Annotated in this window: 15 protein-coding genes; 8 read left to right on the top strand and 7 right to left on the bottom strand. The window is 64.8% G+C overall.

Annotated elements, in window-relative coordinates:
* The first annotated feature begins 73 nt into the window (after positions 1 to 73).
* The 3 genes from KZO83_RS02950 to iadA are packed head-to-tail and all read left to right on the top strand — an operon-like array spanning position 74 to position 4,730.
* On the top strand, positions 74 to 928 hold the full coding sequence (locus KZO83_RS02950; protein ID WP_040244207.1) for a cyanophycinase: 855 nt from the start codon (positions 74 to 76) through the stop codon (positions 926 to 928).
* Entirely contained in the window at positions 925 to 3,564 is a 2,640-nt protein-coding gene (gene cphA, locus KZO83_RS02955) for a cyanophycin synthetase (RefSeq protein ID WP_247619701.1), read from the top strand. The genes KZO83_RS02950 and cphA overlap by 4 nt, the downstream gene beginning before the upstream one ends.
* The gene (gene iadA, locus KZO83_RS02960; protein ID WP_247619702.1) at positions 3,561 to 4,730 is read left to right on the top strand and encodes a beta-aspartyl-peptidase; all 1,170 of its coding nucleotides are present in this window, start codon (positions 3,561 to 3,563) and stop codon (positions 4,728 to 4,730) included. The genes cphA and iadA overlap by 4 nt, the downstream gene beginning before the upstream one ends.
* Before the next feature lie 14 nt (positions 4,731 to 4,744).
* On the opposite strand, the gene nirD is transcribed toward iadA, so the two are convergent.
* The 3 genes from nirD to KZO83_RS02975 are packed head-to-tail and all read right to left on the bottom strand — an operon-like array spanning position 4,745 to position 8,941.
* Positions 4,745 to 5,107: a nitrite reductase small subunit NirD gene (gene nirD, locus KZO83_RS02965; protein WP_247619703.1), complete on the bottom strand. Its 363-nt coding sequence runs from the start codon at positions 5,105 to 5,107 to the stop codon at positions 4,745 to 4,747.
* A 28-nt stretch (positions 5,108 to 5,135) separates the two neighbouring features.
* Complete coding sequence (gene nirB, locus KZO83_RS02970) at positions 5,136 to 7,673, bottom strand: nitrite reductase large subunit NirB (RefSeq protein WP_247620172.1); 2,538 nt, start codon at positions 7,671 to 7,673, stop codon at positions 5,136 to 5,138.
* 2 nt (positions 7,674 to 7,675) lie between these two features.
* Entirely contained in the window at positions 7,676 to 8,941 is a 1,266-nt protein-coding gene (locus KZO83_RS02975) for an NAD(P)/FAD-dependent oxidoreductase (RefSeq protein ID WP_247619704.1), read from the bottom strand.
* Between the two features lie 596 nt (positions 8,942 to 9,537).
* Between KZO83_RS02975 and KZO83_RS02980 the strand changes: the two genes are divergently transcribed.
* The gene (locus tag KZO83_RS02980) at positions 9,538 to 12,225 is read left to right on the top strand and encodes a nitrate reductase (protein WP_247619705.1); all 2,688 of its coding nucleotides are present in this window, start codon (positions 9,538 to 9,540) and stop codon (positions 12,223 to 12,225) included.
* A gap of 49 nt (positions 12,226 to 12,274) precedes the next feature.
* A complete protein-coding gene (gene cobA / locus KZO83_RS02985; RefSeq protein ID WP_247620173.1) occupies positions 12,275 to 13,090 on the top strand; it encodes a uroporphyrinogen-III C-methyltransferase in 816 nt (271 codons plus the stop codon).
* A gap of 16 nt (positions 13,091 to 13,106) precedes the next feature.
* Here cobA and KZO83_RS02990 read toward each other — a convergent pair whose 3' ends face one another.
* The gene (locus KZO83_RS02990) at positions 13,107 to 14,045 is read right to left on the bottom strand and encodes a LysR substrate-binding domain-containing protein (RefSeq protein ID WP_247619706.1); all 939 of its coding nucleotides are present in this window, start codon (positions 14,043 to 14,045) and stop codon (positions 13,107 to 13,109) included.
* A 96-nt stretch (positions 14,046 to 14,141) separates the two neighbouring features.
* On the opposite strand from KZO83_RS02990, the gene KZO83_RS02995 reads away from it, so the two are divergent.
* Positions 14,142 to 15,086 carry a DMT family transporter gene (locus KZO83_RS02995; RefSeq protein WP_247619707.1) on the top strand — a complete coding sequence of 315 codons (945 nt, stop codon included), beginning with the start codon at positions 14,142 to 14,144 and terminating at the stop codon, positions 15,084 to 15,086.
* On the opposite strand, the gene KZO83_RS03000 is transcribed toward KZO83_RS02995, so the two are convergent.
* Complete coding sequence (locus tag KZO83_RS03000) at positions 15,070 to 16,011, bottom strand: LysR family transcriptional regulator (RefSeq protein ID WP_247619708.1); 942 nt, start codon at positions 16,009 to 16,011, stop codon at positions 15,070 to 15,072. The two genes, KZO83_RS02995 and KZO83_RS03000, sit on opposite strands and share 17 nt — an antisense overlap.
* Before the next feature lie 169 nt (positions 16,012 to 16,180).
* Here KZO83_RS03000 and aptA point away from each other — a divergent pair, with 169 nt between their 5' ends.
* Both aptA and KZO83_RS03010 read left to right on the top strand, forming a co-directional pair.
* On the top strand, positions 16,181 to 17,524 hold the full coding sequence (gene aptA, locus KZO83_RS03005) for an omega-aminotransferase AptA (RefSeq protein ID WP_247619709.1): 1,344 nt from the start codon (positions 16,181 to 16,183) through the stop codon (positions 17,522 to 17,524).
* Positions 17,525 to 17,709: 185 nt separating this feature from the next.
* Complete coding sequence (locus KZO83_RS03010) at positions 17,710 to 19,200, top strand: CoA-acylating methylmalonate-semialdehyde dehydrogenase (RefSeq protein WP_247619710.1); 1,491 nt, start codon at positions 17,710 to 17,712, stop codon at positions 19,198 to 19,200.
* A gap of 55 nt (positions 19,201 to 19,255) precedes the next feature.
* Here KZO83_RS03010 and KZO83_RS03015 read toward each other — a convergent pair whose 3' ends face one another.
* Both KZO83_RS03015 and KZO83_RS03020 read right to left on the bottom strand, forming a co-directional pair.
* Positions 19,256 to 19,687 (bottom strand): GFA family protein, encoded by a 432-nt coding sequence (locus KZO83_RS03015; RefSeq protein ID WP_247619711.1) that lies wholly within the window; start codon positions 19,685 to 19,687, stop codon positions 19,256 to 19,258.
* Between the two features lie 59 nt (positions 19,688 to 19,746).
* Positions 19,747 to 20,760 carry a serine hydrolase domain-containing protein gene (locus KZO83_RS03020; protein WP_247619712.1) on the bottom strand — a complete coding sequence of 338 codons (1,014 nt, stop codon included), beginning with the start codon at positions 20,758 to 20,760 and terminating at the stop codon, positions 19,747 to 19,749.
* Positions 20,761 to 20,842 lie beyond the last annotated feature (82 nt).

Consider the following 20,842-nt stretch of genomic DNA (forward strand, 5'->3'; position numbering starts at 1 on the left):
GATACAACATTACCTGTATAAGAGGTAATGGTTCAGTATTTCCTAAAAAGCGTTGCGAGGCGACGAGAGGAATATGACGTCACGACCCCCTGCCGTATGCGGCCACATCGTGGCCATTGGTGGTGCCGAGGACAGGTCTTCGGAGCTTGCCATTCTCAAGCGCGTTTTCGAGCTAGCGCCCGAGGATAATCACGAAGTTGCCGTCATCGCGACGGCCAGCAGTATTCCCGAGCAGGTTCTTCCCAGCTATGAAGCCGCCTTCGAGCGCTTGGGCGCGACCCAGGTCCATGCGCTGGATATTCAGGATCGCCAGCAAGCTGCCGATGCCGACAATGCCCAGTTGATCAAACGTAGTGGGGTGATCTTCTTCACCGGGGGCGACCAACTGCGCCTGACCACCGTGCTGGGAGGCTCCGCCACGTTGCGTGCCATCCGCGAGCGCTTGCGAGCGGGCGCCGTAGTGGCGGGTACCAGTGCCGGGGCGGCGGCGATGCCCAGCACCATGATCTACAACGGATCGGCCTCGGATGCGCTGCGCAAAGGCGCGGTGAACATGACCTTCGGCCTTGGTTTCGTGCGCGGCATGGTCATCGACAGCCATTTTCTCGAGCGTGGTCGCTTCACGCGTCTCATGGAAGTAGGGGCCAGCAATCCCGAGCAGTTGGGGGTCGGCCTGGGCGAAGACGCCGCCGTCATCATCTATCCCAATCGTATCCTCGAAACCATCGGACCCGGGCATGTGATCATCATCGATAGCCGGGATCTGGCGAGTTCCAACATTGCGGAACTGGAAATGGGCGAGCCGGTCGCCATCGAGAACATGATCCTGCACGCCATGGTCAGCGGCCACGGCTACGATCTCGATGCGCGTCGCTATCTGGTGGCCGAGGAACTGAAAGCGGTATTGGCAGGGAGGCACCAAGAATGAAGATTCTCGAGCATCGTGCATTGCGAGGACCGAACTACTACAGCCGTTATCCGGCGATTTTCATGCGTCTGGATATCGAGGAACTCGAGGCGCGGCCAAGCGATACCGTGCCCGGTATCGTCGAGCGCATCACCCAGCTGTTGCCGACACTGGAGGAACATCGTTGCTCGGTGGGGCGTCCAGGGGGCTTTCTAGAACGACTAACGCGTGGTACCTGGGCCGGCCATGTCGTCGAGCATGTGGCGATCGAGTTGCAGAACCTGATCGGCTTCTCGGTCGGGTATGGAAAGACGGTCGATTCCTACGAGACGGGGATCTATAACGTCGTCTATCGCTACCGCGACGAGGCATGTGGACTGGCGGCTGGGGTCGAGGCGGTGGAGATCGTCACTCGGCTTTTCGCCGGTGAAGATAGCGATATCGATGCGATCATCGCCCGCCTCAAGGATGTACGTGACGCACACATGCTGGGGCCATCGACCGCTTCGATCGTGGCGGCCGCGCAGCGCCGTGGAATTCCCTATGCGCGCCTTGACGAAGACACCAGTTACGTACAATTAGGGCATGGTTATCGCCAACAACACTTTCAGGCGACGGTGACCTGTCGCACGAACCTGCTCGGCCATGGCATCGCCCACGACAAGGATTGGACCAAACGGATTCTTGGCGAGGCGGGTATCCCTGTACCGCGTGGACACGTTTGCCATTCACGCGACGAGGCGCTCGAAACCGCACATGAAATCGGCTATCCAGTCGTCGTTAAACCGTTGATCGGCAATCACGGTCGCGGTGTCAGCACGGACATCGAGGATGACCAGTCCTTGGAGAATGCGTTTGCGGTCGCGTCCGGTCACAACGCGGCAGTCATCATCGAGCAGTATATACGGGGAGAAGATCACCGGCTGCTGGTGATCGACGGCAAGCTCGTGGCGGCGGCCAGGCGGCGTCCGGCCCATGTGGTCGGCGATGGCAAGAGCACGCTGCGGACCTTGATCGATAACGAGAACCACGACCCGCGCCGTGGCATCGGCCATGAAAACCTGCTGACGCAGATCGATGTCGATGCACAGACGCTTCGGCTACTGGCGCAGCAGAACCTGACGCTGGACAGCGTCATCTCAAGCGACGAAATCGTCTATCTCAAGCCCACCGCGAATCTGAGCACCGGTGGCACGGCGACGGATGTCACCGAAGACGTCCATCCCGATGTGATCTACACGGCGGAGCGCATCGCGCGCCTGGTGGGTCTCGATATCATCGGCATCGACCTGCTTGCCGAGACGTTGACGCGTCCGCTGGAGGAACAATCGGCGGCCGTGGTCGAGGTCAACGCCGGACCGGGCTTTCGCATGCACCTGTCGCCGACTCATGGCATCGGTCGCGATGTCGGTGCACATGTGGTCGATATGCTATTCCCGGATAGCGAGGATAACGGCCGTATTCCCATCGTGGCGGTCACCGGCACCAACGGCAAGACGACCACGGTGCGCCTGATCTCGCATTTATTGCGCCAGGCGGGGCGCAGTGTCGGTACGGCGTGCACCGGGGCCATCGAGATCGACAATCACGTCATCATGCGCGGCGACTACAGCGGCCCGCAGGCCGCCACGACGGTTCTGCGCGAACCCACCGTCGAGTATGCCGTGCTCGAGGTCGCCCGTGGCGGCATCATGCGCCGGGGGCTGGGGTTCGATGAATGCCAGGTCGGCGTGCTGCTGAACATCGCCAGCGACCACTTGGGCGAGAGCGACATCCATACCTTGGACGAGTTGGCGCGTTGCAAGAGCGTGGTGATCGATGCGGTCGGTGAGTCCGGCACGGCGGTGCTCAATGCGGATGATCCGCGCGTTCTGGCGAGTGGTGAATGGGCGCGTGGCGATATCATCTATTTCGCGCTGGACCCCGACTCGCCGGTCGTGCGCGAACATGTGCGTGAGCATGGCGTCGCTTTCACGGTGCATCACGGCCATATCGTGATGCTGCAAGGCCAGGTGGTGGCTGAGGTACTTCCCGTGGCCAACGCGCCGATCACCTTCGATGGGTTCGCGCGCTTCAATATCGCCAACGCCCTGGCGGCAAGTGCTGCCGCGCATGCACTGGGGCTCAGTATCGCCGATATACAGTTGGGCTTGCAGACCTTCCATCCGACGCCGGGGCAGAATCCAGGGCGCACCAACCTGATCGATGCCGGGGGCGTGAAGGTGTTGATCGACTACGGCCACAATGTGCCGGCACTCGAGGCCTTGAGCGAGCTGGTCAGCCGTATCCCGGCGCAACGGCGTATCGGCGTGGCCAGCGCGCCAGGCAATCGGCGTGACGAGGATCTGGTTGCGCTGGGGGCGCTGCTTGCGCATATGCATGACGTCATATTCTTCTGCGAGACCGCGCCGCGGGGTCGTCCCGAGGGGGAAACCATCGATTTGCTGTGCGAGGGGGCGGCGTCGGTGCCAAATGAGTGTCGGGTCGAGACCGTTATGCAAGAAGTCGATGCAGTTGATCGGGCGCTCGACGAGGCCGCCGAGGGTGATCTACTGGTGTTGCTGGTGGATGATGTCGATGCCGTCACCGAGCGTTTGCGTGGGCAGCGTTTCGAGCCCCCGATGCCCTCAAAAGGTGGCGTGGGAGTTCGTCCATGAGCCCTAACAAGGCACGCCCTGCCGATACGCTGACCCTGCTGCGTGTCGGCGAGACGTTTACCCCCGAGCGATGCGAGGCGACGGATATTCTCATGGCCGGTGGGAAAATCGTGGCGCTGGGACAGGATCTTGCCGTACCTCATGGTTGGCCTGTGCGAGAAGTGGATGCGCGCCATCTGATCGCCGTGCCCGCCTTCATCGACCAGCACGTGCACGTCACCGGGGGCGGAGGCGAGGGCGGTTGCGGTACGCGCTGCCCGCCGATCAGCGCCCATGACATTGCGTCGATGGGCATCGGCACGGTGGTGGGCGTGCTGGGCACCGACAGCATCAGCCGCTCGCCGGCCGACTTGCTGGCCGCGGTGCGAGGACTGGCGGCCGACGGACTGGCCGCCTACATGTACACGGGGGCGTATCGAGTGCCGGCGCCGACCCTCACCGGCGATATCCAGCGCGATCTGGCCTGGATTCCCGAGGTCATCGGGGTGGGCGAAATCGCCATTTCGGATCACCGCTCGAGCCAGCCGCGTCAGGATGAACTCGAACGGCTGGTGAGCGACGCGCGGGTCGGCGCCATGCTGGCCGGCAAGCGGGGGATCTGTCATTTCCATCTCGGCGACGGCAAGCGAGGCCTGGCGCCTCTGAGGCGCCTGCTTGAAGAGACCGAGATTCCTGCCGATCAGATCATCCCCACCCATGTGAACCGCCGTCCTGAGCTACTCGAGGAAGCGGCGGATTTCGCGCTGGCGTTCGATGCCAGCGTGGATGTCACCGCGTTCGAGGATGCCGGCGATGGGCTTTCCGCGTTCGAGGCGGTGTCGCGCCTGCTGGCGCGTGGCGTATCGCCGGCACGCATCACCCTGAGTTCGGACTGCAATGGTAGCCTGCCGGAATTCGATGCCGATGGTGCCTATGTGGGCATGCAGGTGGCGCGCAATACGGCGCTGATCGCGGATTGGCAGCGGCTCGTGCATGACGAGGTATTGCCACTCGAAGCGGCGCTGGGGCTGCTGACCGCTAACGTTGCCCGCGTGTTGGGTCTGCATGCTCACAAGGGTCGCCTGACGCTGGGGTTCGATGCCGATATCACGCTGCTCGACAAGGCCTTGCGTCCCCAGCGTACCTTCGTCGCGGGGCGCTGCGTATACGGCGATGTCGACGCCTAGATGATCGGTAGACGTCATGCTCTGATCATGACGTCGTCGCCGTCGATCTTGATCTCCCAGGTATGCAGGCGAACGCTTTCGTCCTCGACGCAGACGCCGTCGCTCAAGCGGAAGTGCTGCTTGTAGAGTGGCGAGGCGATGACCGGCTCGCCTTTTATATCGCCGACGATGCCGCGCGCGATGACGTTGGCGTTGGAAAACGGGTCGTGGTTGTCCACGGCGTAGGCCTCGGGCGTCCGGCCGGGCAGGTACAGAAGCGCGACTTGCGTGTCGGTGCCGTCCAGCCAGGCGGCCACGCCGGAATGGGCCACCAGATCGGCCTTTGAGCACAGCGTCTGCCAGGCCACTTCGCTCTTGAGGGCTGTTGCAGTGTTCATGGTGTTTTCCTCATTAGTGTCCAATAGCTTAGGCGGGCCTTAGCTGGCCGCGCTCCTCGGTGGCAATGATGTCCGGGTCGGGGCGACTGTCATTGACGAAGGTGCGAAAGCGCTTGAGCTTCTCCGGATTGGAGAGGGTGTTGGCCCATTCGCACTCGTAGGTGTCGATGACGTGCTGCATCTGTGCCTCCAGCTCGTCTGCGAGGCCGAGACTGTCGTCGAGCACCACGTCCTTGAGATAGTCGAGTCCCCCTTCGAGATTCTCGCGCCATACCGAGGTGCGCTGCAGGCGGTCGGCGGTGCGGATGTAGAACATCAGGAAGCGGTCGATGGTGCGGATCAACTGCGCGTCGTCGAGATCGGTGGCGAAGAGTTCGCCGTGGCGCGGGCGCATGCCGCCGTTGCCGCAGACGTAGAGGTTCCAGCCGTGTTCGGTGGCGATCACGCCGACGTCCTTGCTTTGCGCTTCGGCGCACTCGCGAGTGCAACCTGAGACGGCGAACTTGAGCTTGTGCGGTGAGCGCAGCCCCTTGTAGCGCTCCTCGAGCCGGATCGCCATGCCCACGCTGTCCTGCACGCCATAGCGGCACCAGGTACTGCCCACGCAGGACTTCACGGTACGCGTGGCCTTGCCGTAGGCGTGGCCGGTCTCGAAGCCGGCCTCGATCAGTTCGCCCCAGATGTTGGGGAGCTGATGCAACTGGGCGCCGAACAGGTCGACGCGCTGTCCGCCGGTGATCTTGGTGTAGAGGCCGTATTTCTTGCCGACTTCGCCCAGCACGATCAGCTTCTCGGGCGTGATCTCGCCGCCCGGGATGCGCGGAACGACCGAATAGGTGCCGTTTTTCTGCATGTTGGCCATGAAGGTGTCGTTGGTGTCTTGCAACGGCACGTGAGCAGCATCGGTGATCGGCTCGTTGAAGCAGGCGGCGAGGATCGAGGCCACGGCGGGCTTGCAGATATCGCAGCCAAGTTTCGGGGCTGATGAAGAGCCGAGGCCGTGACCGGTGGTCGTGCCGTGTTTTTCGAGCAGTTCGCTGAAGGTCTTGATGCCCTCCACGCGAACGAGGGAGTAGAGCTCCTGGCGGGTATGCGCGAAGTGCTCGCAGATCGACTGGTCGACCTCGACCCCGCGGGCCGCCAGCTCGTGGTCGACGACGCTCTTGAGCAGCGCCGCGCAGCCGCCGCAGCCGGTGCTGGCCCTGGTCTCGTCTTTGACGCTGGCCAGGTCCAGGGCGCCGGCGTCGAGCGTCGCGCAGACGTCCCCCTTGGTGACGTTGTGGCACGAGCACAGGGTGGCGGTGTCCGGCAGGGCATCCGGCCCCAGCGTCGGCGCGCCGTCGCTGGATGGCAGGATCAACGACGCGGGGTCGTCGGGCAATGCCAGCCCGTTGGCGTAGTACTGCATCAGGGTGTCGTAGGTGGCGTTGTCGCCCACCAGCATGGCACCCAGCAGCTTCTTGCCGTCGCTGGAGACCACCAGCTTGCGGTACTCCTGCTTGAGCTCGTCCAGGTAGCGGAAGGTGCGAGCGCCGGGCGTGCGATCGCCATGGGCATCGCCGATGGCACCGACATCCACGCCCAGCAGCTTGAGCTTGGTGCTCATGTCGGCGCCGGTGAAGGTCGCATTGCCCTCGGTCAGCGTGGCGGCGGCGACTTTCGCCATCTGGTAGCCCGGTGCGACCAACCCGAAGATACTTTGATTCCACAATGCGACCTCGCCGACGGCGAGGATCGCGGGGTCGCTGGTCAGGCAGCGATCGTCGATGACCACGCCGCCGCGTTCGCCGATTTCCAGGGCGCAGTCACGCGCCAGTTGATCGCGGGGCCGGATGCCGGCGGAGAACACGATGAGGTCGGTTTCCAGCATCTTGTCGTCCTGGAAGACCATGCGGTGAAAACTCGTCTCGCCGGCCTCGATGCGCTGCGTGGCGCGATCGGTGAGGACCTGCACGCCCAGGGCTTCGATCTTCTCGCGCAGCAACGCGCCGCCTTCGGCGTCTACCTGCATGGGCATCAAGCGGGGCGCGAACTCGACCACGGCGGTATCCAGGTTCAGACCGCGCAGGGCGTTGGCAGCCTCCAGGCCCAGCAGGCCACCGCCGACGACCACGCCGGTGGTGGCATCCTCGGCGGCCTCGCGAATGGCGTCGAGGTCGTCCAGGGTGCGATAGACCAGGCATTTCTCGCGGTCGTTGCCGGGAATTGGCGGCACGAACGGATAGGAGCCGGTCGCCAGGACTAGGCGATCATAAGGATGACGTCCGGACTCGGTGACGACCTCGTTGGCGTTGCGGTCGATGGCGGTCACCGTGTCGTGCAGGCGCAGGTCGATGCCGTGCGCGGCGTAGTCGTCGGCGCTGGCAAGCGCCAGCGAGTCGGCATCGCGCCCGCTGAAGTACTCGGACAGGTGGACCCGGTCATAGGCGATGTGACGTTCCTCGCCGAACACGGTGATGGCGTAGTCGCGGGGCGCACCGCATGCGATGAGCTGCTCGACCAGGTGGTGGCCGACCATGCCGTTGCCGATGATGATCAAGCGCGGTGCGTTGGGGGACGTGGGCATGCTCATGCGGCTTCCTCCGATAGAGTGTCGGGCTTATCGAGTAACGGTTGCGCGTCGCTGGCGCCGAACAGCAGGGCCTGGCGACAGGCGCTCAGATCCTCGCCGGCCAGGGCGCACTGGAAGTACCAGGGCCCGTCGCCGGTGTCGCCGTACAGCACCGCACCGTCGATGACCCCGTCACGCAGCAGCAGGCGGCGGTAGTCGCCGTGCTGCGGATCGTGATAGGTCAGCACCTCGTGCGCCGAGGTGGGCGCGATCGGGCCGAAGGCGTACAGCGAGATACCGCTGACCTTGAGCTTGGTGGCGCAGGGGCGTTCGCGATAAGGCGCGGGCGTGTCGCCGCATAGCCGGGCGGCAAGGACCTCGGCCTGGCGCCAGATGGGTTCGACGAGACCGTAGGTGGTGCCCTCGAACTCGCAACATTCGCCGAGCGCCGAAATGTGCGGATCGGACGTGGTCATGAAGGCATCGACCTGGATGCCGCGCGCGGTCGCCAGACCGGCGCGTTCGGCGAGTGAGGTGTTGGGCACGATGCCGATCGCCGCGACGACGCAGTCGGCCGTGAGCGTGGTCCCGTCGCTCAGGACGACGCCGGTGGCGCGCTGGCCGTCGGCATCCGGGGCATAGGCCGCGAGATCGGCGCCGGTGTGGATTTCGAGGCCTCGGGCGCCCAGCTCGGCGGCGAGCATGTCGGCGGCGGTGGGGTCGAGTTGACGATTCATCAGGTGCGTTGCGCGGTGCACGACGCTGACCGTCATGCCGCGCTTGCGCATGCCTTCGGCAGCCTCCAGGCCGAGCAGGCCGCCACCGATGACCACGGCGCGGCCGCCCGCGTCGGCCAGGCTGGCCAGCCGCTCGCCGTCCTCCAGATCACGAAAGGCGTGGATGCCGTCGAGGTCGCTGCCCGGCACCGCGGGGCGTGCGGCACGCGATCCGGTGGCGAGCACCAGCCGGTCGTAGGCGAGTCGGCGCCCCTGGTCGGTGGTCAATGTCCGGCACTGCCGGTCGATGGCGGTGACGCGCTCGCCGACGATCAGCGAAACGCCCTGCGCGGCATACCAGTCGGGGTGGCGCAGCGTCAGGGCCTCGCGGTCCATGTCGCCGGCCAGCCAGGGCGAGAGCAGGATACGGTTGTAGGCCGTTGCCGGCTCGTCGCCGAGAATCGTGATATGGCGCGGGCGGTGAGGGTGCGCCAGCACGGTCTCGAGCAACCGGTGCCCGGCCATGCCGTTGCCGACGATCACCAGATGTTCGTCGTATGCACTCATGCCGTCTGCCTCCCTGACAGTGTGAAGCAGAAACGCAAAAGCGCCTGACACCCGGCGGGGAAACCGGATGCCAGGCGCCTTTGCCTGAAGAGAATCGTGTTGTCGCGAGCCCTGTGTCGGCTCCGGCCGGCGCGAGACATGTGTGCGTCTCACGCCCAAGGGGTCGACGTTGACCCGCCTTGCCATGATTTATGCCAGAGGCATGCCAATCGTCTGCTAAGGCTTTCTTTTCAGTCGTTTGGGCGGTTTCGGTAGCACGCGTCGATGGCGATGGATGGCGAGACGTGCGCACTGGCTGTGCGAATGGTGCGCGGATTGCACCAGGCTGGTGCCTTTGGGTATGGGTAGGTGTGTGATGGACAGCCAGGTGTCAGCCCAAGTGGTTGTTTAAAAGGAATTAGATCCAAGATGGCGCTGGATTTGCAGGCATGGTGTACGTCATCTTTTCGGCCACGGTGCGCCGAAAACGCCAACGGCGGCGAGACGCAATTCATCATTGGCGGGCGGCCTGCACGGTCGTCCTACCAGGCAAAGAGGCCTGATCCTGCTGCGGCGGGGTCGGGCCTTTTGCGTTTGCAGGTGGAGGGCGAGACAGCATGCAGCAGCACACGACCTGCCCATATTGCGGCGTCGGTTGCGGCGTCGCGGCAACCATCGAGAACGGCGTCATGACGGGCGTCGAAGGCGACCGGGCGCATCCCGCCAATTACGGCCGGCTATGCGTGAAGGGCTCGGCATTGCATGAAACGCTGGGCGACCACGGGCGTCTGCTCGCGCCCCGCGTCGATGGGCGCGAGGTGAGCTGGGACGCTGCGCTCGACCAGGTGGCGACACGCCTGGCGGCGGTGCGCGATGAACATGGCGGCCAGGCGATTGCCGGCTATCTCTCCGGCCAGTTGCTCACCGAGGACTATTACGCCGCCAACAAGCTGTTCAAGGGCTTTTTGGGGTCACCGCATCTGGATACCAACTCGCGGCTCTGCATGGCGTCCGCGGTGGCGGGCTACAAGCGCGCCTTCGGCGCCGATGCCGTGCCGTGCAATTACGAGGACCTGGAAGAGGCCGAGCTGGTGGTGCTGGTGGGCAGCAACCTGGCCTGGAACCATCCGGTGCTTTTCCAGCGCTTGCGCACCGCCAAGCAGCGCAACCCGTTGATGCGCGTGGTGGTGATCGATCCCCGGGTGACCGACACCTGCGAGGTTGCCGATCTGTATCTGCCCATCGCCCCCGGCAGCGACGCGCGGCTCTTCAATGGACTGCTGGCCTTCATGGCCGACAAGGGCAAGCTGGATGCGGTCTATCTGGAACGCCACACTCAAGGGTTAGACGATGCCTTGGCGGCGGCCCGTGACGAAGCGACGACGCTTGCGGGTATCGCCGACGATTGCGGCTTGGACATCGAGGCCCTGGAAACCTTCTATTACTGGTTCGCTTCGCAATTGCACGTGGTGACGCTGTATTCCCAGGGCATCAACCAGTCCACCAGTGGCACCGACAAGTGCAATGCCATCATCAATTGCCATCTGGCGGGCGGCAAGCTGGGCCTACCGGGTGCGGGGCCGTTCTCGATCACCGGCCAGCCCAACGCCATGGGCGGTCGCGAGGTGGGCGGATTGGCCAATCAACTGGCGGCGCACATGGACTACCACACGCCGGGGGCTCAGGCGCTGGTCACGGCGTTCTGGGATGCGCCCCACCTGCCCGAGGAGCCGGGCCTGAAGGCCGTCGAGCTATTCGCGGCGGTAGAGCGCGGCGAGATCCAGGCGCTGTGGATCATGGCCACCAACCCGGTGGTCAGCTTGCCCGACGCGGATCAGGTCAAGCGTGCGCTGGCGGCCTGCCCGTTGGTGATCGTCTCCGAATGCATGGCGGATACCGACACCCTGGCCTATGCCGACATCGTGCTGCCGGCCAGTTCCTGGTCGGAAAAGGACGGCACCGTCACCAATTCCGAGCGGCGTATTTCGCGCCAGCGCGGCATGCTGCCACCGCCCGGTGAGGCGCGCCACGACTGGTGGATCATCGCCCAGGTCGCCAAGCATCTGGGGTATGAAGAAGCGTTCGAATATAGCCATCCTCGCGATATCTTTGTCGAGCACGCGCGACTCTCGGGGTATGGCAACCACGCCGGGGGGATACCGCGGCTGTTCGATATTTCCGCCCTGAGTGATCTGGACCGTAACGCCTATGACGCGCTGGTGCCGCTGCAGTGGCCGGTGACCGCCGAGGCGCCGCGTGGCACCGCCCGGTTATTCGAGACGGGGCGCTTCGCCACCCCGGACGGCCTGGCACGCTTGGTGCCGGTGCGTCCGGTGACGCCCGAGCAGGCGTTGGAAGCTTGCTACCCGCTACGCCTCAACAGCGGTCGCGTGCGCGATCAATGGCATACCATGACGCGTACCGCGCGCGCGCCTCGCCTGCTCAATCATCGCGCCGAACCCTATATCGATATCCACCCGCAGGATGCCCAGGCGCACGCCCTCGTCGACGGGGGGCTGGCGCGGGTCTTCAACCGTTGGGGCGAAGCCCGGGTACGGGTGCGTGTCGCCACGTCGCAGCGGCGTGGCGATGTCTTCATCCCCATCCACTGGAACGCCCAGTTCACCGGGGCCGGGCGTGTCGGCACGCTGTTCGCGCCGCTGACCGATCCACTCTCGGGACAGCCGGAGACCAAGCACGGCGCGGTGGCCTGCGAGCCGCTCGACGTGGCCGAGGAGGCGACCCTCCTGCTGGCGCCGACGTGCGCTCGAGATCCCCTTCGGAGCGACGATGCCTACTGGGCGCGAATGCCGCTGAATCACGCCCAGCGCTGGCAGATCGCCAGCGCCACGTCGCGCGACTGGCTGACCTGGTGCGCCGCGCGGTTCGGCGTCGAGGCGACGCTGTGGTGCGAGGACGCGACCGGCGGCCGCCTGCGGGCCGCGGGGCTTCGCGATGGGCGTCTGGTGTGGTGGCTGATGGTCGGGCCGCCCAGTGAACTGCCGGGCTTGGCCTGGCTCGATGCGCGGTTCGGCGATGCCGCGCTGACCGACGAACAGCGTCGCCGCGTCCTGGCGGGCAGCGCCTCGGGGGAGGCCGATACGGGCCCGGTGGTGTGCAGTTGTCACCAGGTCGGCGCCAAGACGATTCGCGAGGCCATTCGGCGTGGCGATGCGAGTGTCGATGCGCTCGGCGCGCGCCTGGCCTGCGGGACGCAATGCGGCTCCTGCATTCCCGAACTCAAGTCATTGCTCGAAGAGGAGGTGGCGCATGCTGGGACTGATGAAGCGCTGGAAACGGCCTGATACATCTATCGCAAGCGTGAGTGCCTTGCTGGCGAGTTGGTGGCCCGGTATGCGGGAAGATCGCAGCGGGGCATCGCTCGCTCGCACACCAGCGGTGGGTCGTGCCACGCGACCCGGCCATGTCTATCTGGTGGGAGCAGGGGCGGGCAGTGCGGACCTGCTGACCCTGCGTGCCTGGCGTCTTCTTACGCAAGTCGATGCCATCGTCTATGACCGCCTGGTCGGCGACGATATCCTGGCCATGATTCCCCCGTCGCGCGAACGCTATTACGTCGGCAAGGCCCGCGGGCATCACAGCGTGCCACAGGCCGAGATCGGCGCCTTGCTGGCTCGGCTGGCGCGGGAAGGGAAGTCGGTCGTGCGTCTGAAGGGCGGCGATCCCGGAATTTTCGGTCGCATGGGCGAGGAACTCGCAATTCTCGGCGAGGCCGGCCTGCCCACGGAGGTCGTTCCCGGCATCACAGCGGCCTCCGCCGTCGCCGCCACCCTCGGCATGCCGCTCACCGACCGTGCCCATGCACAGCAGTTGCGTCTGGTGACCGCCCAGCACTGCCGCGAAGGTGGCGAGCCGAACTGGCACGATCTGGCGCGGCGTGACGAGACGCTGGTGTTCTACATGGGGCTTTCCAAGGTCGACGCGATCTGTCGCGGATTGCGCGACGCCGGCCTGCCCGACGACTGGCCGATCATGCTTGCCGCCAACGCCTCGCTGCCCGAACAGCAAACCCTGATCGGCACGCTCGGCGACATGCCCGAAAAGCTCGCCGCCACGCCGCTGCCCTCACCGTGCCTGATCGTCGTGGGCAGCGTGGTCACGATGGCCGACACGACCCGCCACGCAGACTGCGTCGTTACGCAGGCATGACGCTGACATTGGTGTGTCAGCCAATGCCGCCGTCTCGAAACCTGGCCGCTTCGTCGAGCAACCAGTCGATGAAGTGCTGGATCGCAGGTGGGGCTTGACCGGTGTCGGGGAGGATCAAGTCGTAGGTGAACGGTGAGTCGATCACGTGGCGATCTCCGAAGGGGCGTACCAATACGCCGCTGGCGAGGCGGTCGGCGACGATGGCAGGGTTGGCGAGCATCACGCCGCGCCCGGCGATCGCTTGGTCCAGGGCCAGGCCGTAGAGGGAATATCGCTGCTGGATCGGCAGGGTCTTGCCCGGTAGTCCGGCGGCGTCGAACCAGTCTCGCCAGCCGGGGAAGTCGACGTTCTGTCGCGATTGCCAGACCACCTCGAGCAAGGGGTGGGCAAGCAGGTCGACGGGGGTGTCGATGGGGGATCGTTCCAATAGGGCGGGCGAGCAGACGGGGAATAATGCGTCCTCGAGCAGCCGCTCGCTGTGAACGCCGGGCCAGGGGCCGCGTCCGTAGCGCAGGGCGAGCCGTGCGCCATCACCGTGCCATATCGGGTCGCTCAGGTTCTGGTCCGCGTCCAGGGAGATCTCGACGTGACTTTCCAGTGCTTCGAATGCCGCCAGACGCGGGAGTAGCCAGAATTGAGTGAAGGAGGGCGGTGCGCTGAGAGTCAGCGTGGTGGCCGCATAGGCGCGTTCATGTACGGCTTGTACGCCGTTGGCGATGCGTGCCAGACCGGCATCGACATCCTCGGCCAGCAGGTGGCCGGCATCGGTGACGTGCACGCCCTTGGCATGACGCTCGAACAGCGCCACGCCTAGCCGTTCTTCGAGCTGCTTGATTTGTCGACTAACCGCGCCGGGTGTCACGGCCAAATGCTCCGCCGCTGTTTTGAAGCTTCCCGCTCGTGCGGCTTCCGAGAAGGCGCGCAGCGCGTTAAGAGGCAATCGCTCTATCTTCATGAGTTGAGTTTTCCTGAGCCTGAGGCTGAAGATTAATCGTTTGGATCGCAGCGCGGCAAATGCTCCACTGAGTCTCGATTCAATGGAGGTGCGATCATGACGGAGTCGACTTCGGAAGCTGTCGTGGGAAGGTCGGGGGAGGCGTCGCCTCGATTGCGCCGCGGCCTGGATATGCCTGCCGGCATCGCGATGACCGGGTTTTGCTTGGTGCTGGGACTGCAGCAGGTGGCCATCAAGGCCGTGGCCGACGATATCACGCCCTTGAGCCAGATCGCGTTGCGCTCGCTGCTGGCGGGGGTAATGGTGCTGATCGTCGCGCGTATTCAGGGCATCGGCCTGGCGGCGTTTCGCGGTCGGCTGGGTGCAGGCATTCTCGTCGGCCTGGGCTTTGCGGGGGAGTTCGGTTTCGTCGCCTGGGGGCTCAACTACACCCTGGCATCGCACATGTCGGTGTTTCTGTACACGGCGCCGGTGTTCGCCGCTCTGGGACTGCATCTCTGGGTGCCGGGCGAACAGTTGGCGCGGCACCAATGGTGGGGGATCGGCGTGGCATTCGTGGGCATGCTGGTCGCCATGGCGCCCTCGGCCGCGCCCGGGGCGCCGGCCGGCGACATTCTCCTGGGCGACGCGCTGGGCTTGCTGGCGGGGCTGTCATGGGCCGCCACCACCCTGGTGGTGCGTCGCTCCTCGCTCTCCGAAGCGCCCCCCGTGCAGACCCTGACGTACCAACTCCTGACCGCGGGCGCGCTGTTGTTGCCCATCACCCTATGGCTGGGCGATTGGCAGCAGGCCACGCCCAGCGCCATGGCCGTGGCGAGCATGACCTTCCAGACGCTGGTCATCTCGTTCGGTGCCCTGCTGTTGTGGTTCGCCCTGCTGCGCCGTTACTGGGCCTCGCAACTGGGCGTGTTGTCGTTCTTGTCACCGATCTTCGGGGTGCTCTTCGGCGCCGTGCTGCTGGGCGAGCCCTTGAGCTGGAACTTCCTGCTCGGCGGGGCGGCGATTCTGCTGGGGATCGTGCTGGTCAGTCGCCAGGCGTGATGGCAGATGTCTGGGTCAGGCGTCCCAGTTCCTCGAGGTAGCTTTCCACGACCAGGTTGGGGGGCGCGCCCTTGCGGGTGATGGCGCTGTAGTGGGTCAGGTAATGCCAGCGCTCGGGATTCAAGGCACGCATGCGGCCGTCGCGCACCCAGCGTTCGGCATAGTGGGTCGGCAAGTAGCCGATATAGCGGCCGGACAAGATCAAGAAGGCGATGCCTTCGCGGTCGGTCGCCGAGGCGGCGGCCTTGAGCGGAGCATGGCACGCCTTGACCTCCGGGGTCTGGGCGTAGGCGGGTACCACGGCGTCATGTATCGCGAGTCGCTCCTCGTCCACGTCCTCGACGTCGAAGAGTGGATGATCGGCGGCGCAGTAGAGCCGCGACGCTTCCTCGTAGAGCGGCAGATACGCAAGCCCCGGCAATGTCTTGAGCGCCGGGATCACGCCGGTATGCAAGCGACCGTCCAGCACGCCCAGTTCGATGTCGCTGGGCGGAATCATGCGGATATTGATGCGCACCTCGGGCCCCCGCGCCTTGAGCGCGCTGAGGGCATCGGTGATATACATCTCGGGCATGGTCACCAGGTTATCGGTGATGCCGATGCTGAGCTCGCCCTTGAGACGGGCATGCAGGCCATTGACACGTGTCCGGAATCCCGCCACGGCCGTCTGCAGCTGGAGGGTGGCATCGTAGACCTCGGCGCCCTCGTCGGTGAGGGCAAAGCCGCCGCGTCCTCGCTGGCAGAGCCGCAGGCCGAGCCGTGTCTCCAGGTCGCTCATCGCCATGCTGATCGCCGCACGGCTGATGTTGAGTTCCACTTCGGCGGCGGAGAACCCGCCGCACTCCACGACCTTGCGGTAGATCCTCAGCAGGCGCAGGTCGGCATCGCTCGGCTGCCCCATCAGGGTCTCGCTGCGGGAAGGCATGGCGGGATTCCTCATCTCGACGACGGACACCTGCGAGGATAGCCCTGTCAGCCCGTAAAGTTAACCGGTGACTTGAATGAGATTCAGTATTTCTGGATTTAACTTATCCGCCGACCCGCCTAGCTTTTTCGATAGCACCATCCATCACCGTCTATCGGCAGGAGAAGACATGTCGGATCGCGAGTTTCCCCCCATGGCGGGTTTGAGCCCGGAGCAGCTGGACGCCTACTGGATGCCGTATACCGGCAATCGGCAATTCAAGCGCGATCCACGCCTCATCGTGGGCGCCAAGGGCAGCTATCTTACCGATGCCCAGGGTCGCCAAGTCTTCGATGCGCTCTCGGGGCTGTGGACCTGCGGCGCGGGGCATTGCCGCCCCGAGATCACCGAGGCGGTCAGCCGTCAGCTCGGCGAGTTGGACTACTCGCCGGCCTTCCAGTACGGCCACCCCAAGGCCTTCGAGCTGGCCCATCGTCTGCGGGAATTGACGCCTCAGGGCCTCGATCACGTGTTCTTCACCGGCTCGGGCTCGGAGAGCGCCGATACCTCGCTGAAGATAGCGCGTGCCTACTGGCGCAAGAAAGGCAAGCCGAGCAAGACCAAGCTGATCGGGCGTTCCAAGGGGTATCACGGCGTCAACTTCGGCGGTTTCAGCCTGGGCGGCATCGGCGCCAATCGCACCATGTTCGGCCAGGGCGTGGATGCCGACCACCTGCCCCATACCCTGTTGAAGGAAAACGCCTTCACCCAGGGCATGCCCGAGCGGGGCGCCGAGCGCGCCGATGAGTTGCTGGAGCTGATCGCGCTGCATGATGCCTCCAATATCGCGGCGGTGATCGTCGAGCCGCTGGCCGGCTCTGCGGGAGTGATTCCGCCGCCCAAAGGCTATCTCAAGCGCCTGCGTGAGATCTGCGATAAGCACGACATCCTGCTAATCTTCGACGAGGTCATCACCGGCTTCGGGCGCATGGGATCGATGACGGGGGCTGAGGAGTTCGGCGTGGTGCCGGACCTTCTCAACGTCGCCAAGCAGTTGACCAATGGTGCAGTACCCATGGGGGCGGTGATCGTGCAGGGCGAGATCTATCGGACCTTCATGGAGCAGGGCGGCCCCGACTACATGCTCGAGCTGCCCCACGGCTATACCTATTCGGGACACCCGGTGGCTTGTGCCGCCGCCTTGGCCGCACTGGATGTGCTCGAGAACGACCGCCTCATCGAGCGAGTCAAAGAGATGGCGCCGATCTTCGAAAGTGCGCTGCATTCTCTCAAGGGGACGCGCTACATCAGCGACATCCGCAATTACGGCCTCGCCGGCGCCTTGCAGATCGAACCGTATCCCGGCGAACCGGGGCGGCGTCCTTTCGAGATCGCCATGAAGTGCTGGGAAAAGGGCTACTACGTGCGCTATGGCGGCGACACCATCCAGCTCGGCCTGCCGTTCATCGTCGAGCGCGAGGAGATCGATCGCCTCGTCAATGTGCTGGGCGACACCATCGGCGAACTGGAATAAATCAGACGACGCCTGTCGAGATGCGCGCCGGGGATAAGGCGCAGCGAGGGTCATCCGTCATGGATGACGGATGTAGCGCCCAGGGAAGGGTCTACAGCGCCCTCGCGAAGACTTGTCCACGGAAAAGCGTATCGGAACGCCGGCACTCAAGCATTTCTCTTACGGTTGCATTCAAGAGGTGATACATGACCACACTCGGCCATCTGATCAACGGCTCACGCGTCGCCGGAGAAGGACGCACCCAGGATATCTTCAATCCCTCCACCGGTGAGGTCGGCGGCCAGGTGAGCCTGGCCAGCAAGGCCACCGTCGAGGATGGCATCGCCGCCGCCCAGGCCGCCTATCCGGCTTGGCGCGATACGCCGCCCGCCAAGCGGGCGCGGGTGATGTTCAACTTCAAGCAGTTGCTGGAGCAGAACGCCGACGAGATTGCCCGGCTGATCGGCCAGGAGCACGGCAAGATCGTCCATGACGCCAAGGGCGAACTGCAGCGCGGCATCGAGAACGTGGAATACGCCTGTGGCGTGCCGGAGCTGCTCAAGGGCGAGTACAGCAAGAACACCGGGCCCGGCATCGACGCCTGGAGCGAGTTCCACGCGCTGGGCGTGGTGGCCGGCATCACGCCGTTCAACTTCCCGGCCATGGTGCCGCTGTGGATGTATCCCATGGCCATCGCCTGCGGCAACACCTTCGTGCTCAAGCCCTCCGAGCGCGACCCGACCTCGGCGCTCTACATCGCCGAACTGGCCCTTGAAGCGGGCCTGCCTGCCGGCGTGCTGAACGTGGTCAACGGCGACAAAGAGGCGGTCGATACCCTGCTCGACGACGACCGCGTGAAGGCCGTGAGCTTCGTCGGTTCCACGCCGATCGCTGAAACCATCTACCAGCGCGCCAGTGCCAACGGCAAGCGCTGCCAGGCCCTAGGCGGCGCCAAGAACCACGCCATCGTGATGCCCGACGCCGACATGGACAACGTGGTCAATTCCCTGAACGGGGCTGCCTTCGGCTCCTCGGGGGAACGCTGCATGGCGCTGTCGGTGGCGGTGGCCGTGGGCGACGAGACCGCCGACGCGTTGATCGCCAAGATGCAGACGCAGATGAAGACCCTGAAGGTCGGCCCCTTCCATGACGCCGACAACGACTTCGGCCCGGTGATCACCAAGGCCCATCAGGAAAAGGTCTGCGGCCACATCGACAGCGCCGAGCAGCAGGGCGCCGATATCGTGGTCGATGGTCGCCGTATCCAGGTACCGGGGCACGAGCATGGCTTTTATGTCGGCGGGACGCTGATCGACCGCGTCACGCCCGACATGACCTGCTATCTCGAGGAGATCTTCGGGCCGGTGCTGCTGGTGGTGCGTGTCGGCACAATGGAAGAGGCCATGCGGCTGATCGACGATCACGAATATGGCAACGGCACTTGCATCTACACCCGTGACGGTGAGGCGGCGCGTTACTTCAGCGATCGTATCCAGGTGGGCATGGTCGGCATCAACGTGCCGTTGCCGGTGCCGGTGTCCTATCACAGCTTCGGCGGCTGGAAGCGCTCGCTGTTCGGCGACCTGGCCGCCTACGGGCCGGACGCCGTGCGCTTTTACACCAAGCGCAAGACCGTGACCCAGCGCTGGCCGTCGGCCGGCGTCCGAGAGGGCGCGCAGTTCTCCTTTCCTTCCTGACGCTCGATGGCCCCGTTTGAAACGGGGCCATCGCTTCCTTGGCTAGCAGCAGTACCTAGCTGCCGGCACTGCCCGCGAATTGCGCGAAGACCTCGTCGCCGGTCAGGCTCGGAGTGTCGTTGGCGAAATCGTAGAAGCTCGGTTTTTCGTCGATGAAAATTTGCTGGCCGATGGTCCAGGGTTCGCCGGCATCCAGCAAACCGACGGGGAAGGCGTAGTGCTGCCCCTGGGTGAGACGATAGAAAAGGTGCGTACCGCACTGGCGGCAGAAGCCGCGCTCGGCCCAGTCCGAGGAAGCATAGACGCCGACGTTTTCCTCGCCCTCGAGGGTCATGGGCGCGTCGCTTTCGAGGGCGAACATCGGACCGCCGCTCCAGGTCTGGCACATGCGGCAGTGACAAATGCTCACGTCATGACGCTCGAGCGTGACACGGATGCTGACGGCGCCGCACAGGCAGGTACCTCGGCTCTCTTGGGATGCTGACATGGTGGGCTCCTTCTGGTGAGGGTCGATGAAGACCGGCAATGTCGTCAGGAATGGGGGAGTCAGTCAATGGCCTCGATGGCATCGGCGACGGCCGTCTTGACGCGATTCAAGTAATCGCTGCCGTTGGAGGGCGGCGTGGGGTCGCTGGTCATGACAAGGGTGGCGTCATGCGCCGGCACCACGAAGAGCAGTTGCCCGCCATACCCCCAACCATAGTAGACCGGGGTCTCGGCGAGCTCCGTCATGAACCAGCCATAGCCGTAGTCGTCCTGATTGAAGTGCGAGCGGGTACGCGGCTGCCAGGAACGCTCGATCCACGAGGCGGGCAACACGCGCTGGCCGTCATGCATGCCCTGCTGCCGGTAGAGTTCACCGATCTTCAACAAGGCGCGTGGCGTGAGCCCCATTTCGTTGCCTCCGAAATAGATGCCTTGCGGGTCACGCGTCCAGGGCGGTATCTCGATGTCCAAGGGCGTCCCCAGCCACTCGCGCATCAACGAGAGCGTATCGCGGCCACTGGCGTCGGTCAGCGCGGCCGACAGCAGGTGGCTGTTGCCGGTCGAATACAGCATGCGACCGCCGGGATCGGCGACGAAGGGGCGCGACAAGGCATTGCCGACCCAGTCGTCGCTGGCCACCCAGCCACCGTAGTTGGCGCCGGAGGTGCGCTCGAGTCCGGCCTGCATCGACAGCAGGTGGCCGACCTCGATGTCCTGGACACGAGGATCGGCGTCACGAGGCACCCGGCCATCCAGCAGCTCGGTGATCGGCTGGTCGACGCCCTGGATGACGTCACGGGCGATAGCGGCGCCCACCAAAGCCGAGATGAGTGTCTTGGAGAGCGACTTGATGTTGGTGATGTCGTCGGGGGAGTGGCCGCGCCAGCCACGGGCGACGAGAGTTTCGCCGTCGACGGCGATGAGCAGGGTATGCGTGCGCGGCAAGTCGCCGAGCCGTTGCGCGGCGTCCTCCAGGGCCGGACGATCGATGGCCGCCATGGCATGCGGTGTCATGACGGCGAAGGCGAGGGCAAGGACCGGCAGGCGCCAGGGATGCATGAATCGGGATAGCATGCGGCAAGCCTTCATTGCAGACAAAGCAATAGTGTGGCCGATGCCAAGCGATATCCCCAACGTATGCGGCGCAAAAAAAAGT

It is taken from the genome of Chromohalobacter moromii, assembly GCF_023091865.1.
In the GTDB taxonomy this organism is placed as follows: domain Bacteria; phylum Pseudomonadota; class Gammaproteobacteria; order Pseudomonadales; family Halomonadaceae; genus Chromohalobacter; species Chromohalobacter moromii.

Bases quoted from the DNA above. Each gene is read 5' to 3' on its own strand.
- KZO83_RS03010 (WP_247619710.1), top strand. From the start codon at position 17,710: ATGACCACACTCGGCCATCTGATCAACGGCTCACGCGTCGCCGGAGAA.
- nirB (WP_247620172.1), bottom strand. From the start codon at position 7,673: ATGCCCACGTCCCCCAACGCACCGCGCTTGATCATCATCGGCAACGGC.
- KZO83_RS02975 (WP_247619704.1), bottom strand. From the start codon at position 8,941: ATGAGTGCATACGACGAACATCTGGTGATCGTCGGCAACGGCATGGCC.
- iadA (WP_247619702.1), top strand. From the start codon at position 3,561: ATGAGCCCTAACAAGGCACGCCCTGCCGATACGCTGACCCTGCTGCGT.
- KZO83_RS02990 (WP_247619706.1), bottom strand. From the start codon at position 14,045: ATGAAGATAGAGCGATTGCCTCTTAACGCGCTGCGCGCCTTCTCGGAA.
- cobA (WP_247620173.1), top strand. From the start codon at position 12,275: ATGCGGGAAGATCGCAGCGGGGCATCGCTCGCTCGCACACCAGCGGTG.
- KZO83_RS03020 (WP_247619712.1), bottom strand. From the start codon at position 20,760: ATGCTATCCCGATTCATGCATCCCTGGCGCCTGCCGGTCCTTGCCCTC.
- KZO83_RS02950 (WP_040244207.1), top strand. From the start codon at position 74: ATGACGTCACGACCCCCTGCCGTATGCGGCCACATCGTGGCCATTGGT.
- KZO83_RS02995 (WP_247619707.1), top strand. From the start codon at position 14,142: ATGACGGAGTCGACTTCGGAAGCTGTCGTGGGAAGGTCGGGGGAGGCG.
- nirD (WP_247619703.1), bottom strand. From the start codon at position 5,107: ATGAACACTGCAACAGCCCTCAAGAGCGAAGTGGCCTGGCAGACGCTG.
- aptA (WP_247619709.1), top strand. From the start codon at position 16,181: ATGTCGGATCGCGAGTTTCCCCCCATGGCGGGTTTGAGCCCGGAGCAG.
- KZO83_RS02980 (WP_247619705.1), top strand. From the start codon at position 9,538: ATGCAGCAGCACACGACCTGCCCATATTGCGGCGTCGGTTGCGGCGTC.
- KZO83_RS03000 (WP_247619708.1), bottom strand. From the start codon at position 16,011: ATGCCTTCCCGCAGCGAGACCCTGATGGGGCAGCCGAGCGATGCCGAC.
- cphA (WP_247619701.1), top strand. From the start codon at position 925: ATGAAGATTCTCGAGCATCGTGCATTGCGAGGACCGAACTACTACAGC.
- KZO83_RS03015 (WP_247619711.1), bottom strand. From the start codon at position 19,687: ATGTCAGCATCCCAAGAGAGCCGAGGTACCTGCCTGTGCGGCGCCGTC.